This is a genomic window from Micromonospora sp. MP36 (genome assembly GCF_008119785.1).
GTDB lineage: Bacteria > Actinomycetota > Actinomycetes > Mycobacteriales > Micromonosporaceae > Micromonospora.
This window is the reverse complement of the sequence record NZ_VSFA01000048.1, coordinates 17951-35094: the sequence shown is the minus strand read 5'-3', so window position 1 is coordinate 35094 and position 17144 is coordinate 17951. Positions and strand designations below refer to the sequence as shown.

17 protein-coding genes are annotated in these 17144 nt (G+C 69.6%); 14 read left to right on the top strand and 3 right to left on the bottom strand.

The window, feature by feature from the left end:
• Positions 1–148: 148 nt before the first annotated feature.
• Positions 149–679, top strand: a complete 531-nt coding sequence (locus FXF52_RS25745; protein ID WP_222870678.1) for a DUF5987 family protein — start codon at positions 149–151, stop codon at positions 677–679.
• Positions 676–2310: an FAD-dependent oxidoreductase gene (locus FXF52_RS25740; RefSeq protein WP_148800906.1), complete on the top strand. Its 1635-nt coding sequence runs from the start codon at positions 676–678 to the stop codon at positions 2308–2310. The genes FXF52_RS25745 and FXF52_RS25740 overlap by 4 nt, the downstream gene beginning before the upstream one ends.
• A gap of 40 nt (positions 2311–2350) precedes the next feature.
• On the opposite strand, the gene FXF52_RS25735 is transcribed toward FXF52_RS25740, so the two are convergent.
• Positions 2351–2659, bottom strand: coding sequence for an SCP2 sterol-binding domain-containing protein (locus FXF52_RS25735; RefSeq protein WP_370518024.1), 309 nt, complete (start codon positions 2657–2659; stop codon positions 2351–2353).
• 225 nt (positions 2660–2884) lie between these two features.
• Between FXF52_RS25735 and FXF52_RS25730 the strand changes: the two genes are divergently transcribed.
• From FXF52_RS25730 to FXF52_RS41810, 8 genes are all read left to right on the top strand, one after another.
• Complete coding sequence (locus FXF52_RS25730) at positions 2885–3895, top strand: NAD-dependent epimerase/dehydratase family protein (protein WP_148800904.1); 1011 nt, start codon at positions 2885–2887, stop codon at positions 3893–3895.
• A gap of 82 nt (positions 3896–3977) precedes the next feature.
• Positions 3978–4556 (top strand): hypothetical protein, encoded by a 579-nt coding sequence (locus tag FXF52_RS25725; protein WP_148800903.1) that lies wholly within the window; start codon positions 3978–3980, stop codon positions 4554–4556.
• A gap of 1 nt (position 4557) precedes the next feature.
• Positions 4558–5118, top strand: a complete 561-nt coding sequence (locus FXF52_RS25720; protein WP_148800902.1) for a copper resistance protein CopC — start codon at positions 4558–4560, stop codon at positions 5116–5118.
• The gene (locus FXF52_RS25715; protein WP_148800901.1) at positions 5102–5896 is read left to right on the top strand and encodes a TIGR03084 family metal-binding protein; all 795 of its coding nucleotides are present in this window, start codon (positions 5102–5104) and stop codon (positions 5894–5896) included. The genes FXF52_RS25720 and FXF52_RS25715 overlap by 17 nt, the downstream gene beginning before the upstream one ends.
• Before the next feature lie 130 nt (positions 5897–6026).
• Positions 6027–6653 carry a MerR family transcriptional regulator gene (locus FXF52_RS25710; RefSeq protein WP_255472344.1) on the top strand — a complete coding sequence of 209 codons (627 nt, stop codon included), beginning with the start codon at positions 6027–6029 and terminating at the stop codon, positions 6651–6653.
• Positions 6654–7079: 426 nt separating this feature from the next.
• On the top strand, positions 7080–8051 hold the full coding sequence (locus FXF52_RS25705) for an ATP-binding cassette domain-containing protein (RefSeq protein WP_148800900.1): 972 nt from the start codon (positions 7080–7082) through the stop codon (positions 8049–8051).
• Positions 8048–8899 (top strand): ABC transporter permease, encoded by an 852-nt coding sequence (locus FXF52_RS25700; RefSeq protein WP_148800899.1) that lies wholly within the window; start codon positions 8048–8050, stop codon positions 8897–8899. Before FXF52_RS25705 ends, FXF52_RS25700 begins: the two co-directional genes overlap by 4 nt.
• 445 nt (positions 8900–9344) lie before the next feature.
• Positions 9345–9986 carry a MerR family transcriptional regulator gene (locus FXF52_RS41810; protein WP_187413687.1) on the top strand — a complete coding sequence of 214 codons (642 nt, stop codon included), beginning with the start codon at positions 9345–9347 and terminating at the stop codon, positions 9984–9986.
• 89 nt (positions 9987–10075) lie between these two features.
• Here the strand turns inward: FXF52_RS41810 and FXF52_RS25690 are convergent, their stop codons facing one another.
• Positions 10076–11056: an alpha/beta fold hydrolase gene (locus FXF52_RS25690; protein WP_148800897.1), complete on the bottom strand. Its 981-nt coding sequence runs from the start codon at positions 11054–11056 to the stop codon at positions 10076–10078.
• A gap of 882 nt (positions 11057–11938) precedes the next feature.
• On the opposite strand from FXF52_RS25690, the gene FXF52_RS25685 reads away from it, so the two are divergent.
• On the top strand, positions 11939–12400 hold the full coding sequence (locus FXF52_RS25685; RefSeq protein ID WP_148800896.1) for an enediyne antibiotic chromoprotein: 462 nt from the start codon (positions 11939–11941) through the stop codon (positions 12398–12400).
• Positions 12401–13075: 675 nt separating this feature from the next.
• The gene (locus FXF52_RS25680) at positions 13076–13519 is read left to right on the top strand and encodes a DUF6069 family protein (RefSeq protein ID WP_222870677.1); all 444 of its coding nucleotides are present in this window, start codon (positions 13076–13078) and stop codon (positions 13517–13519) included.
• 34 nt (positions 13520–13553) lie between these two features.
• Here FXF52_RS25680 and FXF52_RS43290 read toward each other — a convergent pair whose 3' ends face one another.
• The gene (locus FXF52_RS43290; RefSeq protein WP_255472343.1) at positions 13554–13688 is read right to left on the bottom strand and encodes a hypothetical protein; all 135 of its coding nucleotides are present in this window, start codon (positions 13686–13688) and stop codon (positions 13554–13556) included.
• Positions 13689–14047: 359 nt separating this feature from the next.
• Between FXF52_RS43290 and FXF52_RS25675 the strand changes: the two genes are divergently transcribed.
• Both FXF52_RS25675 and FXF52_RS25670 read left to right on the top strand, forming a co-directional pair.
• Entirely contained in the window at positions 14048–14923 is an 876-nt protein-coding gene (locus tag FXF52_RS25675; protein WP_187413686.1) for a phosphopantetheine-binding protein, read from the top strand.
• A gap of 494 nt (positions 14924–15417) precedes the next feature.
• Positions 15418–17040 carry an alpha/beta fold hydrolase gene (locus tag FXF52_RS25670; RefSeq protein WP_255472342.1) on the top strand — a complete coding sequence of 541 codons (1623 nt, stop codon included), beginning with the start codon at positions 15418–15420 and terminating at the stop codon, positions 17038–17040.
• Positions 17041–17144: the final 104 nt, after the last annotated feature.

Here is a 17144-nt window from a genome sequence, read left to right as displayed (position 1 = left end):
GCGTCTCCAAGCGTGCGCAGCGCCGCGCCGCAAGCCCAGAGATGACCCCGAACGGCGCCGCGAATGACCATGAGAATTCGAATGGAAATGCGGAGAAAGGCGGTGCCGGATGCCATCGGAAGCCACGCGACTGACCGTTTCCGAGGTGATGACACTCGAGGCCTTCGCGGACACCATCATCCCGGGCGAGCGGCGGTACGCCACCGACCGTGCCGTCGCCGGTGCGGCCGACGGCGGGGGCGCGGTCGCGGCCGGCGCCGTCGATCTGATGGCGTCCGAAGAGGGCGGGATCGGCGGGCTGCTGCCGACGCTCGTGATCGGGCTCAACGACCACGCGCAGGCGTACGCCGAGAAGCACGACCGGACGCTCGACGACAGCGTCCCCGCGTTCGTCGCCCTGGACTTCGACGACCGGACCGCGCTGGCCGCCGCGCTGATGGCGCCCGGCACCGACGAGCAGGACCTGTGGGTGCCGCTCGCCATGTTCAGCGTCATGGCCTGGGACACGGGCGCGTCGGTGCACACCACCGAGGCCCTGGCGGCCGGCCATCCGGGCCTGACCACGATGGGCTTCACCGAGCCCGACGCGGACGGCCTGTGGCGCTTCCCGGACTTCTCCTACCGCCGGGTGCTGGCCTCCCCACACCCGCACACCACACCCTCGGGAGATCCCGCATGACAGCGATAGAGACCACCGACGTCGTGGTCATCGGCAGCGGCTTCGGCGGCGCGATCCCGGCCTACCGGCTCGCCGCGGGCGGTGCCCGCGTCGTCGTGCTCGAGCGCGGCCCGTGGCTGACCGGCGAGGACTTCGAGCACGACTTCAAGTTCGGCAGCTCGAGCACCCGCGCCTTCGAGTTCACCATGGGCGACGGCATGAACATCCTGGGCGGCAACTGCGTCGGCGGGGGCAGCGTCGTCTACTTCGCGGCCATGCCACGGGCGCCCCGGTACGCCTTCGAGCGGCTCGGCGGCGCGGGACGGCGGATGTGGCCGGCGGCCATCGACCGTCCCGCGCTCGACCCCTGGTACGACAAGGTCGCCGAGTCGCTGCCGATCAGCCGGCAGGACTGGAACGACGTCACGTACTCGGGCGGCCTGTTCGCGGCGGCGTGCGCGCACGCGGGCCGCACGGCCAACCCGGTGCCGGCCGCCATCGACCGGGCCAAGTGCACCAACTGCAACTGGATGATGTCCGGCTGCCGGTTCGACGCGAAGCGGTCGCTGCTGCTGAACTACCTGCCGGGCGCGCTGGCGCACGGTGCGCAGATCCGCGCCCTGCACGAGGTGCAGCGCCTCTCGCGCATCGACGGCGGCTACCGCGTGCACTTCAACACCGTGCACGACGTGGACTACCGCGAGGTCACCGGCAGCGGCGCGATCGACTGCAAGGTGGTGATCGTGGCGGCCGGCGCCGCCGCGACCCCGGCGATCCTGCAGCGCTCCGAGGAGGACCTCGGCACGATGCCGGCCGCGGTGGGCCGATACTTCTCCGGCAACGGCGAGCGGCTCAACACCGCGGTCGTCGACGAGAACCGAGTGCGCGAGGTGCTCGGCCTCTCCCGGCCCGACGGACGGGCCTACGAGGCCTACCAGATCGGCAAGGGCCCGGTGTGCGCCACCTGGGACTGGCTAGACGAGAACCTGCCCGAGTTCCACCGCTACTCGCTGGAGCAGCTCTACTTCCCGCCCGGCTTCGGCACGATCCTGGCCCAGGTGCGCGACGCGACCGGGCCCACCTGGTTCGGCGCCGAGAAGAAGGAGATGCTGCGCCGCTGGCAATCGTGGCTGACCGTCTTCATCATGTCCGAGGACGACAACGAGGGCGTCTTCGGCCCGCCGCCCGAGACCGGCAACGCCGACCGCATCTCGCAGCAGATGCTCAGCCGCGGCCCGCTGCGCTACGACCCGACCGCGAACACCCGGGCCGCGTGGGCGCGGGCCGACGCGGACGTGCGGGACATCCTGGAACGCGACGGCCTGGCCAAGGTGATGCCGTGGAGCGACGAGGTGATCGGCGCCTACACGGTGCACCCGCTCTCGTCCTGCCGGATCGGCGACGACCCGGAGACGTCCGCCCTGGACGACACGCACGAGCTGCGCGACCACCCCGGCATCTTCGTCACCGACGGGTCGTCGGTGCCCGGCGCGCTGACCGTCAACCCGGCCTTCACCATCGCGGCGCTGGCCGAGCGGGCGGTGCCCGGGATCGTCGAGGCGGTCGCGCGGCGCGGGGTGCCGGTGCGGTATGTGGCCGAGCCGCCCGAGGCGGTCAGCAGCAGCCGCCGTCCCCTCCTCACCCAGGCGTGAAACGGCCGGGTCCGCCACGGCGGACCCGGCCTCCACCGGCTCAGGGCCTGGGCACGTCGAAGAGGGCGGGGAACTTGTTGACCAGTCCGAGGTCGCCGCGGGCCTTCAGCTTGCCGCGTAGGAAGAGCATCCGGGCGTTGGCGTTTCCGGTGGTCATCTTGACGAAGTTGACCGCGTCGAGGCGCAGCACCAGCCGCGGCGTGCGGTCCGGCCGCGGGGACACCGTGCACCGGCCACCGGCGATCTCCAGCTCGAAGACGTCGTCGTTGCCGTCCGCGCGGCCGGTGACGTGCCAGTGCACCACCGCCTCGAGCGAGCCGGCGCGGTCGGGCCGGAACACGTCCGGCATGCCGGCGACCAGGTCGCCGAGTACCGCCGTGCGCCGGTCCCCGGCGACCAGCTCGCGCAATTCGGCGTCCGAGGCCGTCTTGACCTGCCGCGCGAAAGCGGCCGGGCTTTCCGCGGGATTCAATGTGATGGTCATGCGTCACTCCGTTCCGGTGGAAAAAGAGATGTTTCACTTTTTCGGCGGCGCCGACCGCCGGCCAACTCCCAGAATGCGTGGAGGTGCGGCATGACATTTCTGATCACCGGCGGGTCCGGTTTTCTCGGTTCGCACATCGCGGCGGAACTTCTCCGCCGCGGCGCCCCGGTGCGGTTGCTCGTACGGGATCCGCGGCGGGCCCGGCGGGCGCTGGAGCCGCTCGCCGGCGGCGCCGAGGTGCCGATGGCGCTCGGTGACGTCACCGACCCGGTGGCCGTGGCGGCGGCGGTGCGGGGCTGCACCGGGGTGCTGCACGCGGCGTCGGTCTACAGCTTCGACCCGCGCCGGCATGCCGAGATGCGCGCGGTCAACCGGCGTGGCACCGAGGTCGTGCTGGCCGCCGCCCGCGACGCCGGGGTGGACCGGATCGTGCACGTCTCGACCTTCGGCGCGCTGCTGCCGGCGCCCGGGCCGATCACCTCGGACGCGCCGGTCGGCGCGCCGCGGGAGCCCTACCTGGCCAGCAAGGCGGCGGCCGAGACGGTGGCCCGGCAGCACCGGCGGGACGGGCTGCCGGTGGTCATCACGTACCCGCCGGCGCTGCTCGGGCCGCACGACCCGCGGCTGGGCGACCAGACCAGGCGCCTGCGCGACACGCTGCGCGGCCTCATGCCGATCTGGCCGGACGGCGGCTTCCCGATCGGCGACGTCCGCGACGTGGCCGTCCGGCACGCCGACGTGCTGACCCGGGGCGGGCCCGCCCGCATCGCCGCACCGGGCCGGTTCGTGGGGACCCGGGAGCTGCTGGGGGCGCTGCGTGAGGTCACCGGCCGTCGGCTGCCGGCCGTGCACCTGCCGGCGGCCGCGCTGCTGCCGGTGGGCTGGCTCGCCGGGCTGGCCCAGCGGGTGCTGCCCGTGCACGTCCCGGTCGAGTACGGCGCCATCTACGCCTGCAAGGTGGCCCGTCCGCTCGACGACGCCCCAGTCGCGCGACCGCTCGTCGACACCCTGGCCGACACCGTCCGCTGGCTGCACGAGGCGGGTCACCTGAGCGCGGCCCAAGCCGGGCGGGCGGTGACCCGCAGACCGATCGGAGTCTGAATTTCGCACGACAGAAGAATGATGGTCTTCAGTGCGCCGATAGCGTGATTTCTCGACGCCGTCACACCGGAGGAGACAAATCATGCGCCAGAATTCCGGAGTGCTCGCCCGCATCAACGGGCGCTATCACCGGGTCATGCTGCGACTCTTTCTCATCGTCGTAATCGCGCATTGGGCCGAGCATCTCGTGCAGGCTTATCAGATCTGGGTGCTGAACAAACCGCGCCCCCAGGCCCGCGGTGTGCTGGGGCAGTTCTGGCCCTGGCTGGTCACCTCCGAGTGGCTGCACTACGGCTACGCCATCGTGATGCTGGTCTTCCTGTTCCTGCTGCTGCCCGGCTTCTCCGGGCGTTCCAAGGTGTGGTGGGGGATCGCGCTCGGCCTGCAGTTCTGGCACCACATCGAGCACCTGCTGCTGCTGATCCAGGCGCAGACCGGCACCTTCTTCTTCGGCGGCACGGTGCCCACCAGCGTCGCCCAGCTGGTGGTGCCGCGGGTGGAGCTGCACCTGTTCTACAACTCCGTCGTCTTCATCCCGATGGTGATCGCGATGTACCTGCACCTGCGGCCGACCCCAGCCGAGCGGGCGAACGTCACCTGCGACTGCGCGGGTCAGCAGACGAGCTTCTCGCAGCCGGTTCCGCGTGTGACGACGGCCTGACATGTTGCGGCTTCTCCGGATCGTGCTGCTGCCGCTCGTCGTGGGGTCGGTGCTGCTGCTCGCGCCGGCTCCCGCGGCGGCGGCGACGGTCAGCAACCCGGCCGACGGCGCGGCCCTCGCCGCCGCGCCGCGGCAGGTCACGCTGACCTTCACCCGCGAGCCGGTCGCCGAGGCGTCGCAGGTGAGCGTGCTGTCCGGCGACGGCCGGCCGGTCAGCGAGTCCGCACAGCCGGTCCGCGCCGGGCTCAGCCTGACGCAGCCGGTCGGCATCGCGCGGGCCGGCGACTTCACCATCGTCTACTCCGTGAAGTTCGCCGATGGCGGGCACGAGCAGGGCACCCGCCGCTTCCGCGTGCTCACCGACCCGGCCCCCGGCGGCACTGACGCGCACGCCGGGCACACCGCGCACGACGTCGACCCGGTCAGCGCCACCCTGCTGGTCGTCGACGGCCTGGTCGTCCTCGTCGTGGTGTTCCTCCTGATCCTCCGCCGGCCCGGCGCCGACCCCGTCGCCTGGCGTCTTCCCTCCGCCGAAAGGAAGTCCGATGACCGCACTGCCTGACGTCTACGTGCAGCTCACCGCCCAGGGCGAGGAGGTCGACCGGCTGGTGGCCGACCTCGATACCGCGAGCTGGGACCGGCCCACGCCGGCCCCCGGCTGGACCGTCGCCCACCAGATCGCCCACCTGGCCGCCACGTTCCGGATGGCCGAGACGGCGGTCTCCGCGCCCGACGACTTCCGCGCGTTCATGGAGTCACTCGGCGGCGACTTCAACGCCAACGTGCAGCGCGCCCTCGGCGCCTACCTCACCGAGCCGCGCGACGTGCTGCTCAAGAAGTGGCGGGCCGAGCGCGCGGCGGTCGACGCGGCGCTGGCCAAGACCCCGCCCATGCAGATCGTGCCGTGGCTGGTGCGCCCGCTGCCGGCCGCGGTGCTCGCGGCCGCGGGCACGATGGAGCTGTTCGCTCACGGCCAGGACATCGCCGACGCGCTGGGCGTGCGTCGCACCCATGGCGACGGGATCCGGCACCTCGTCGAATTCGTGTCCCGCACATGGGATTTCGGATACCAGTCCCGCGGGCTGGCGACGCCTGACGTCCGGCTGCGGTTTGAGGTGACCGCGCCATCCGGCGACGTCTGGACGTATGGCGCGGACGACGCGACCGACGTGATCAGTGGTCCCGCCGTGGACCTGTGCCTGCTCGCCACCCGGCGCCGGCACCGCGCTGACCTGGCCTTGACCGGAACCGGCGCGGAGGCGGACCGGTGGCTGGACATCGCTCAGGCGTACCGCGGGCCGGCCGGCGAGGGCCGCCGACCGGGCCAGTTCGACCACTGAAACCGGCCCGGCCACACCGGCCGGCTATGCGAATACCACGGTGGACAATGCCATGTGCGCAAAGCGCACCCAGTGGCTTTGCCTGGGCGATCGTGGCAGACTCACGGAGAGGGATCACTCGGCGACGGGGGTGGGTTTGCGCATCTCGGAACTAGCCCGGCGGGCCGGCATGCCGATCCCCACGGTGAAGTTCTACCTCCGTGAAGGTCTGCTGCCACCGGGCACGCCCACCGCGCGCAACCAGGCGCGATACGAGGAGAGCCACCTCGAACGCCTGCGTCTGATCCGCGCGCTCACCACGGTGGGCGGGCTCGAGATCGGAGCCGTACGCGGCCTGCTGGCCGTGCTCGAAGATCCCGGTGTCACACTCGCCGGGGTCTACGCCGGCCTCGAGAAGGTCGGGTTCACCGCGCTGCCCTACCCGGCCGACTTCGACGGCGTCGACGCTGCCCGGGCCAACATCGACGCCCTGGCCGACAAACTCGGCTGGGACGACGAAGCCACCCGGTCCGGGCGCGAGTCGCTCGTCCAGGTGCTCACCACGCTGCGGGTTCTCGGCTGCGACGCCGACGCCAGGTTCTTCCTGGCCTTCGCGCACGCGGCCGGCAGCGTGGTGGACGCCGAGATGAGCTTGATCAAGGAGACCGACGACGCCAAGGCCGAGGCCATGGTACGCAGCGTGTTGTTCGACGTACTGATGTCGGTCATGCTGCGAACAGTGCGCCAGCATCAGGTGGCCGCGCGATTCGGCGACTGACCGCCATGCTGCGGCGGCCCCTCCCGCTCGCCGGAGCCGGCGAGCGGGAGGCATTGACCTGCGCCGAGCCCGGCGCGTCGACCTTCGTCGACTGCGCCTCCCGTGCAACTCGCCGGCCGCTTGAAGCGTGCGGAATCACGGCCGGTGGGCTGCTGGCTCTGACCCGACTCATGAAACGCGCCCTGGCCGCCGTCGGCGACCACCCCGTTCATCTAGGGCAGCGGCCGCGTCGCGTTCCCGAGCATGCGCAGGGCGCGGACGCAATGCGGAAGATGCCTGCCCAGCAGCTCCAGCTAAACAATGGACTCTCGGCGTTCCAAGGACGGGAGGGGCCACGATGCTACCCGGCGCGACGGAACTGGACATGCTTGGGAGACCCGGAATGAGGCACGCAGATAGCACCGACGTCAGCCGAGAGTTCTCACGATGAGTGCGCCAGCGATCGAGACCTCGGGCCTGGTCAAGTCTTTCGGTGCCAACCGCGCGGTCGACGGCGTCGACCTGACGGTGCCCGCCGGCACCGTCTACGGCCTGCTCGGCCCGAACGGGGCCGGCAAGACCACGGTGGTGCGCATGCTCGCCACGCTGCTGCGGCCCGACGGTGGCAGCGCCCGCGTCTTCGGCAAGGACGTGGTGACCCAATCCGACGCGGTCCGCAGCCACGTCAGCCTCACCGGCCAGTACGCCTCCGTCGACGAGGACCTGACCGGCGCGGAGAATCTGACTCTGCTGGCTCGCCTACTCGGCCATTCCCGGGCTGGCGCCCGCACCCGGGCCCAGCGGCTGCTGGAGGCGTTCGGTCTGACCGACGCGGCCGACCGGCAGGTGAAGAAGTACTCCGGAGGCATGCGCCGGCGCCTGGACATCGCCGCGAGCATCCTGAGCACCCCCGATCTGTTGTTTTTGGACGAGCCGACGACCGGTCTCGACCCGCGCAGCCGCAACCAGGTCTGGGACATCATCCGGCTGGTGGTGGCCAACGGCACCACGGTGTTGCTGACCACGCAGTATCTGGACGAGGCCGACCGGCTGGCGGGCCGGATCGCCGTAATCGACCACGGCCGGGTGATCGCCGAGGGCACGCCGGGGGAGCTGAAGTCGTCGGTGGGCGCGGGGACGATCCACGTTCGGATCCGCGACGCCGCGCAGCGACCGGCCGCCGAGCGCATCCTGGCCACCACGCTGGAGACAACAATCAATCTGGATGCCGACCCGGTGGCGCTGACCGCGCGCACCGCAGGCTCCGTGCAGGGCGCCACCGAGCAGGCGTCCAGCGCCCTGGCGGCGCTGGCCAGCGCCGGGATCGTGGTCGACGACTTCGCCCTCGGCCAGCCCAGCCTGGACGAGGTGTTCCTGGCTCTCACCGACCGGCCGGCCCACGAGGAGGTCAGCGCATGAGCACCGCGACGAGCACCCCCGAAGCGCCCACGGTCTACACCCCGTCGGCGGAGACCCTCACCGCGGTGCTGACCCGCGGCGAACGCCCGCCGCGCCCGAGCTCTCTGTCGGCCTCGCTGACCTTCGGCTGGCGGGCCATGCTGAAGATCAAACACGTCCCCGAGCAGCTCTTCGACGTGACGGCCTTCCCGATCATCATGACACTGATGTTCACCTACCTGTTCGGCGGGGCGCTGGCCGGCTCCACGGGTGATTATCTGCAGTTCTTCCTGCCCGGCGTCATGGTCACCAGCGTCGTGATGATCACCATGTACACCGGCGTAGGCCTGAACATCGACATCGAGAAGGGCATCTTCGACCGATTCCGCACCCTGTCGGTCTGGCGCCCCGCGCCCCTGGTCGGCATGATCTTCGGCGATGTCGTGCGCTACATCCTGGCGGCCGTGGTCATCATGTGCGTCGGCCTGGTCCTCGGCTTCCGCCCCGAGGGCGGCCCGATGGGCGTGGCCGCGGCGATCGGCCTGCTCGTGGTCTTCTCCTTCGGCTTCTCCTGGGTGTGGACGATGGTCGGCCTGCTCCTGCGCTCGGACAAGTCGGTGATGGGCTTCAGCTTTCTGGTCCTGATGCCCCTGACCTTCCTGAGCAACGTCTACGTCGACCCCCGCACGATGCCGGGCTGGCTGCAGGCCTTCGTCGACCTGAACCCGATCAGCCACCTGGTAACCGGCGTCCGCTCCATGATGGCCGGCAACTGGAACATGGCCGAGATCACCTGGACGCTCATCGCGAGCGCGGCGCTCACGCTGATCTTCGGCGCCCTGACCATGCGCCTCTACAACCGCCGCTAACCCACCCCGACCCGGCCCGCCGGGCGGGGCAGGCCGGGCCAGACAGCGGGGCACCGTCGCCAACAGCGTGCCCGGGCACGACGCGAAGAAGCCCGCCATCGCCGGTATGACGTGGTCCATCACCGACTCTGCCGCCCACGTGCTGTCCATCGGTGTCTTCGCGATCCGCCGCCGCCATCACAGCGACCTCGGCCCTCGTTGCCACCAGCGCCGATGCTCACACGCGGGATCGGGCTGGCGCGGGCCTATCGCGGCCCGGCCGGCAAGGACGTGCGCCGGTCAATTCGCCAAATCCAAGTTGCCCGCCCGACGACGCGCAACACCTTCCACCTGGCCGGTTTCCGGCGGGGACGCGCCGGCAGCAGAACGTAACAGCAGCGCCGCTCCGCTGCCGCCCGCAGTACGGGCTCGCCGACTGGCCGCCGCGACGGATAAGGAAGCGCTCATGTCCAGTGCGATGCGCATGTCGGAACTCAGTGCTCGCAGTGGTGTCCCAATCCCTACAATCAAGTTCTACCTGCGGGAGCGGCTGCTGCCGCCGGGCGCGTCCACGGCGCCCAACCAGGCGGCCTACAGTCACGAACATCTGCTCTGGCTCCGGCTGATCCGGGTCCTGACCGGTATGGGTCATCTCAGCATCGCCGCCGTGCGGGAGGTGCTGCAGGCATTGAACGACCCCGCCGTGTCGACCTTGGAGCTCTACGGTGTCCTTGGCCGGGGTCGGGAGGGCAAACCGTCCGAGTTACCGGCCCCCAGCGCCGCGCACGCCCGCGTCGACGCACTACTGGAGCGCTGCGGCTGGCACATCGAACCAGACAAACCTCAACGGGACCTCCTCGCTCATGCCGTCGCGCTGCTCGAGGGCGCTGACCTCGACGCGCTTGCCGCCACGGCCGAACAATCCGGTGCCCGGCTGCTCGAACTCCTTCCCACCTACACGGCACAGTTGTCCGCGCGGCCGTTCGACCGTGCAATGCTCGTCGCTCGTCTGGTGGCCCTCGACGCGGCGTTCGACGCCTTGCGGCGCCTCGCCGTAGAACACCACCTCACGATCCGCGCGCTGCAGACCACCTCCGCGACTCCATAGCCCGGCACGGGCGGAGTGCGGACAGGGTGGGCGACGGCTCGATCGGCCGTCGCCCACCGGCCCGTCCGGAGCCTCAGCTCGGCCCGGCCTCAGCCGAAGAACGACCTCAGGTGCTGGATGAGCACCTGGGGCTGCTCCTCAACGAAGTAGTGCCCGGTGTTGGCGATCTGTACCAACTGCACGTTGGTGGCCTGCTGGGTGAGCGTCGCAGCGAAGCCCGGGTAGAAGATGTCGTGGGCAATTCCCAGGACCGGGGCGGTCACCGGCGCGTATGTCTCGTTGTCGATGATGTCCTGGCCCAGCGCCTGGTACCAGCCGTTGCCGCCCCGGATGGCGTCCGGAGTCGAGTAGGCCTGGGCGTAGACGGCCCGGTCGAAGTCGTTGATGGCTTCCTTGTTGACCAGGAGGTTGTCGAACATCCAGTCGACGAGGTAGCGGGACCGGCCCGTGATGAGCTGCTCCGGCAGCTGTGCCACCTGGTTGAAGGCGAACCACCAGGGGTGGAACGGGGCACCCGGCGCCGGCAGCATCCGGAACTCGTAGTAGCTGCTGTTCGGGTGGGCCACGTCCAGCATGGCGATCTTGTTGACGAGCGCGGGGTGGTTCGCTGCCATGCTGTAGGCGACCATCGCCCCCATGTCGTGACCCACGACGTTCACCTTGGTGTAGCCCAGCGCCCCGGCCAGCGCCGCGATGTCCGCCGCCATGGTCTTCTTGTCGTACCCGGACGCCGGCTTGCTGGAGCCGCCGGCACCGCGCAGGTCCACGGCAATCACACGGTACCGGGTGGCCAGCGCGGGCATCACCTTGTGGTACTCCCACCAGGTCTGCGGCCAGCCGTGCAGCAGGATCAGCGGCTCTCCGCGCCCACCGGCCACGTAGTGCAGCCGGACTCCGTTGACCTCCGCGTACCTGCTGGTGAAACCCCCCGGAAGGGTGGCTGCGAGGTCGGCGGCGGACGGGGCGGCGGCCAGCGCGCCGTCGGTGGACGGTGCTGCCTGTGCCCCGGTGCCGGTCGCCGCGGCGGCGACCGCGCCAGCGCCGAGCGCGATCAGCTTCCTTCTGTTCATCGAAGACACGCATGCTCCAGTTCTCTAGACGGTGGCATGGATCTTTACCGATTTTCGGTAAACGCAGGGTTGTGCCGAGGTCACGGATGCCCGATGGTTTATCGGGATTGACCGATGGGATGTAATTTCCTGTGCTCGCGTCCGATGGCCGGGACTGCCGTCAGCGGGATAGCCGACAGTCCTAAGAACTCCTAACTCTTGAGGGTCGGCGCCGTCGCCGGCAGATGTTGGCGCAGGCGAGGGCGAGGAAGGCGTCGTGGATGTCGTCGCGGATCTCCCAGAGGATGGGTCGGCGACGGAACCAGGCCCCGCGTCGTGCGGGCGGACTCGACGTTCTACGCCAAGACCGTCATCGGCGCTCGCCGGCGCCGCAACGTCAGGTTCTCGGTCACCCGCCGCGTCGACACGAGGAGCCGCGCCCTATCCGACAGCATCACCGACGACCAATAGGGGCGTCAGTCCGCGTCCAGACCGCACCCGGCTGACCACACCCACCAGCAGAACCCGGTGCCTCGACCACTGGCCACAAATCCCGTCCACCGCACGAACACGACTGGAGCAAGCCGACCAACGACCGGCGGCTCCCACACACCGGTGCCTGCTCGGCGAGCGGTTGGGATAGTGGCCGCCGCCCGCCACGGCGCGCGCCCGGGCGGTCCGACGAACGCACGTTGGAAGAAGACATCGGACGAAACAGCGATGCATAGTGAATTAGCCGGCTAAAGGTGGTTTCTTCCACGGACTGCCGTCGTAATCCGGAAACGGTGGCGTTCGGTCGAAATGCGGCGGGGGTGGTCGTCGGGCAGGTCCTGATGCGGCGGTACTCGAGGGCGTACCGCATCTTCCTTGCTCCATTCGTCGATGAGCGAAGGGTTTCTGTAGATGAGTTCAGGCGCAATGATTCGACTTGCCAGGGCGGGCATCACCGTGGCGGGCGTCGCGGCGCTGTCGTTCTTCGCGGCTGCACCGGCGCTGGCCGATCCCACCGCCGAACCGTCGGTCTCCGTCAACCCGTCCACCGATCTGAAGGACGGCCAGAGCGTCACCGTCAGCGGCGCCGGCTACACGGCCGGGCAGGACTTCTATGTCGTGCAATGCGGGGAGCTGCAGGGCGCCGAGGTCTGCGACTGGGTCTATGGACCGGCTGGCGTCGTGGACGCCGACGGCAAGGTCGCCGCCCTGCTCAACGTAAAGGCCACCTTCATCGGATACGACGAGAACGGTGACGAGGTCGGCCCCGTCGACTGCACCGCCGCAGGCAGCGCTTGCACCGTGGGGGTCTTTGAACTGCAACCCGCCGTCCGCTACGGCGCGACGTCCATCTCGTTCACGGCACCGGCCTGATCCTCGGGCCGTTCGGCACCCGCGCCACGTCGGGCGGATGTCGATCCGCGGTGGAATGCCGTCACGACGAAGCGTCGGATGACCAGCACGAAGCGGCATAGACGCGCAGACTGACGCGCAGAGGCCCCGTCAAGATCCTTGACGGGGCCTCTGATCCGGTGGGGGTGGCCGGATTTGAACCGATGACCTCTTCGGCGGGTTGCAGCCCAGGCCCGATCCGGTCCGGCGAGGGCGCAGCCTGCCGTGTCACTGGCGTGCTCGCCGCGAACGCCCGACGGTTCGGCACGATCCACATCGAGGTGGCCTGCGACTCGTGCCCGCCCGCGGATCTCGAACACCTCGTCGAGGTCGCTGAACGCGGCTGCCTGGTGGCGGTGACCCTCAAGCAGGGCATGGCCGTGACCGCGTCGGTCGCCACCCCCCCCCGCCGGCTCACGCGGGTCAACCGGCGGACGCCACCGAGGCCGGAACGTCAACGGCCCAGCGCCAGGTCTGGCGCCGTCCGCCGTCGGGTGAACAGCGCGACCGCCACCAAAGTGCGCACAATGGAAGATGCGCCGGCGGTCGCCCGCCGATACCTTCCGGTGCATGAACTTGCCGACCGAGCCGAGCGGTAGCTTTCCGTGGCCGCCGGAACTGTCGCGCGTCTAGCCGCACTCCGAAGGATTTTCATCGATGATGGATGACACGCACAGCCGGACCGCACCATCCCCCAGCGCGCCGGCCTCGGTCACCGAGCGACAGCCGGTCTGGAAGCACGGCGTCGCCGCGGCCGTCGTCGCCGCGATCGCCACAACCGTCCTCGCGGCGCTCGCATCGGCCGCCGGTGTCTCGTTCGGCGACAGCACAGGCGCGAGCATCCCGATCCCCCTGTTCGCGGTGTTCACGCTGGTCTTCTCGCTCATCGGTGTCGGTATCGCCGCCGTCATGGCGCGCAAGGCACGCCGGCCGCGGTCCACATTCATGCGGACGGCGGTGGCGCTGATCGTGCTGTCCTTCGTCCCAAGCCTCACGTTTGGGTTCGACGCCGGCTCTGCGGCAACCTTGGTCGCTCTGCACATCGTCGCTGCGGCGATCGTGGTGCCGGTCCTGGTAAGGCGGCTCCCGCACACGCGCTGACCCCGTGCCTCTGCGCTTCGCCAGCTCGGCGTCTTCAGTCGCACCCCGGCGGGGCCCAACGCCGGCGCCCCGGTAGATCGAAGGTAAGCCACGCGGCCGCGCCGGGCGCCGGCTCGGCCTTCTCGGGCACGGTCGTGCCGATCAGTACGTCGCCGACGTCGACGGTCACCCGGGGACGCCACGCCGAGGTGTTCGATGATCGCACGTGGCCCGGTGAGCCGGGCGCGACCGGCCCGCTCGACCTGGGCAGCGACGGCGCGATCCGCCGCCGCTCTCGTGGCGGACGGGTCGGTCGGCGGTGCCGATCTGGTAGATCTGCCCGGCGGCCGTGACCCGATCCGGTCGGCGAGCGAGAGGGTCTCGGCCTGGGCGTGGCTGACCATCCGGTCACCGAGCAGACCTCACCGGAGGTCGGCTGCCCCAGGCCGGCGATGGTCCGTCGCGGGCTGGTGCTGGACCCGGACGGGCCGAGGAGCGCGAACGTCGCGTGGAGCGCGAGGTCGGGTGCGCCGCCCACGCGTGTGGAAGGTGCGGACGACCACCGCGGCCGGCTGCTGGCTCGGAAAGCTCAATAACGGTCCCGGTCTCCAGGATCATCGGGACGGTTCACCAGTGTCGCTGGCTGGCGAAGGTTATTGGTCGGCGGGCAATCAGAATGTCCACAGCGCAGCAGAAGAGCCAATCAAGGTCGGCATGAACATCGGCCCGACCCAGTCGCGCGTCACCTCTCGAAGTCCATCGAAACGAGCCGCCCGTGCTGCCCACAAGCAGTCTCGGCATCCGCGCAATCTGGGAGATAGCTCCCAAGCCTTGACGTGCGAAGGTAGCTCGGAAGCTTTGGAGCCTCGAAGGGAAGGTGAGCGGCTGATGGCTACTGCTGCGATCCAAAACGTGCGAGACGTTCTGGCCGTCTACCCCGGGCTCGCAGATGTCGCGGTCCTGGCACATGAGCACGAATCCGTCGGCCAGGTCCTGGTGGCCTACGTCGTGCCCGGCAGCTCCGGCCTCAACCTGGCTGAGCTGCACAAGTACGTCAGGAAGCAGCTGCCGGGCAGCGCGGTGCCGGCCGCCATCATGGTTGTCGACGCCATCCCGGTCAACTCCGCGGGGATGGCCGAGCCGCACGCACTACCGGCACCTGACCTGCGTGGCGTGATGCCCTACCGGCCACCTGACACCCCTCGCCAGGAAGCCCTGTGCACGATATTCGCCGAAGTGCTCGCCCGGCCCCGGTGCGGGGTCGACGACAACTTCTTCCCCCTGGGCGGCGAGTCAATCGACGCCATGCTGATAGCCAGCCGGGCCAGCGCGATATTTGGCCAGGATATATCGATGGATGATCTTTTCGACGCGCCGACTGTCGCGGAGCTCGACCGGCTTCTGGACCTGATGCCGCTCGGTTAGGCGTTTGTGGTGTCAAGGGTCGGTCGTGACGGTGTCGACGCGGTGCGGAGCATCTCGTGGACCACGCGGGCGCGGAGGACACCGCGGCGCCCGGGACCGGCCCCGGGTAATACGAAGTCCTGGTCCCGGTTCGTCCAGCGCTGGACGGATGATCCCGGGACGGTTCCCTACCAAGATCCCTGCCGTCATACCGGTGCATCCCAGGGTTGGGGCCGTCTGCTCTGGCGCTTGTCGTGAGGGTCCGCGGTCGGTGGTTGCTCGTCATCAATAACGCTGGCGATCCCAGTTATCTTGCGGCGAGTGACTCACCTCGGCCCTGGGCGCGAGCTGGTTGCGGCCCGTGCCGACTGGACGCGGGTGCGTGGCTTTCGGACTCGGAGAGTCCCTGTCCGGCGGCGGTCGGGAACTGCGCACAAAAAAACCTTCCGCGGGCGTGAGGTGCCGACAAGCATCAAATTGCTGACGGCTCGCATTCAAACCCCAAGGAGGGTCGCGTGAAGAGCACCACGAACCGCCGCCGGATAAGGCAATCCGTCGCCGCGGCCGTAGTTGGCATCATCATGACCGGGGTCGGAGTCAGCGCTGGGGCATCAGCGAACTCAGCCGCCGCGACCGGCATCGCGTGGGGCGCATGCAGCGATCCGTACCTGGCCACCGTCGGCGCGCAATGCGGATTCCTCGCTGTCCCGCTCGACTACGCCCATCCGCGCGGCGCTAAGATCCAGCTCGCGGTATCACGGGTCGTTCACACGACGCCGGATTCGCAATACCAAGGCGTCATGCTGACCAACCCGGGCGGACCCGGCGGATCCGGGCTGAGCATGGCAGCAACGGGTCAGCTGGTCCCGAACGGGGCAGGTGACGCGTACGACTGGATCGGTCTCGACCCGCGCGGCGTGGGCTCAAGCGTGCCGGCGATCTCCTGTCAGCCGGACTACTTTGGCGCACCTCGACCGCCGTACGTGCCGAGTACGCCGACCCTTGAGCGCACCTGGCTCGCGCGCACGCGTGCGTACGCCCGCGCCTGCGCCGCCAACAACGGGCCGCTACTGCGACACATGACGACGCTGGACTCCGCGCGCGACCTGGAGAGCCTGCGAATCGCGCTGGGCGCATCGCAGATCAACTACTACGGGTACTCATACGGCACATACCTCGGCCAAGTCTACGCCACTGTCTACCCGACGCGAGTACGGCGGATGGTGCTGGACAGCACCGTGGACCCCCGCAATGTGTGGTACCAGAACAACCTGAACCAGGCCGTCGCCTTCGAGCGCAACATCAAGATGTGGTTCGGCTGGCTCGCGCAGTACGACAGTGTGTATCACCTCGGCACCACAGCGGCTGCGGTCGAGAAGCTCTTCTATCAGAATCTCCACGATCTAGACCGACAGCCGGCCGGCGGTGTCGTCGGCGGTGACGAGTGGAGTGACATCTTCCTCCACGCCGGTTACAACCAGTTCTTCTGGCTCGACCTCGCGGGCGCGTTCGCCGGTTGGGTGCACGACAAGGACGCCGACACCCTAATCGGTTTGTACCAGGCCGTCGACGGGCCGGGCGACGATAACGCCTACGCCGTCTACACCGGGGTGGTGTGCACCGACGTGCAGTGGCCCAGGAGTTGGGCCAAGTGGCAGCGCGACCTCAGGGCCACCTTCCAGACGGCGCCGTTCCTCACCTGGCTCAACGGGTGGTACAACGCGCCCTGCCGGTCCTGGCCGGCGCCGGCGGGCAAGGCGGTGAACATCGACGGGCAGCGCGTGGCGAGCGTCCTGCTCATCAACGAGACGCTCGACGCGGCAACACCGTTCGAGGGGAGCCTCGAGGTGCGCAGGCGGTTCCCGCACTCCAGCCTGCTTGCCGTGTCTGGTGGCACCAGCCACGCCAGCGGGTTCTTCGTCGGCAACGAGTGCGTAAACGGCACGGTCGCCAACTACCTGGCCACCGGTGCGCTGCCCGCACGCAAGCGGGGCAGCGGCCCGGACGCGACCTGCGAACCGCTCCCGCAGCCGGTACCCGACGCGGCCACCGCAAAGGCGTCCGGAGTTGACGCTGCGAAGCTGGCGGCGCGCATCGCGTTGACCCCCGGGCTCCCGCTGACCCGCCGGCTACGCTGACACCCCTCTCGACCCGTCCGCGTTCACCCGGCCATTGCGCGAATTCCAGTGGCCGGGTTGCCGGAACCGATCACTCGTCGCTGATCTCGCAGGCGGATCCGGAC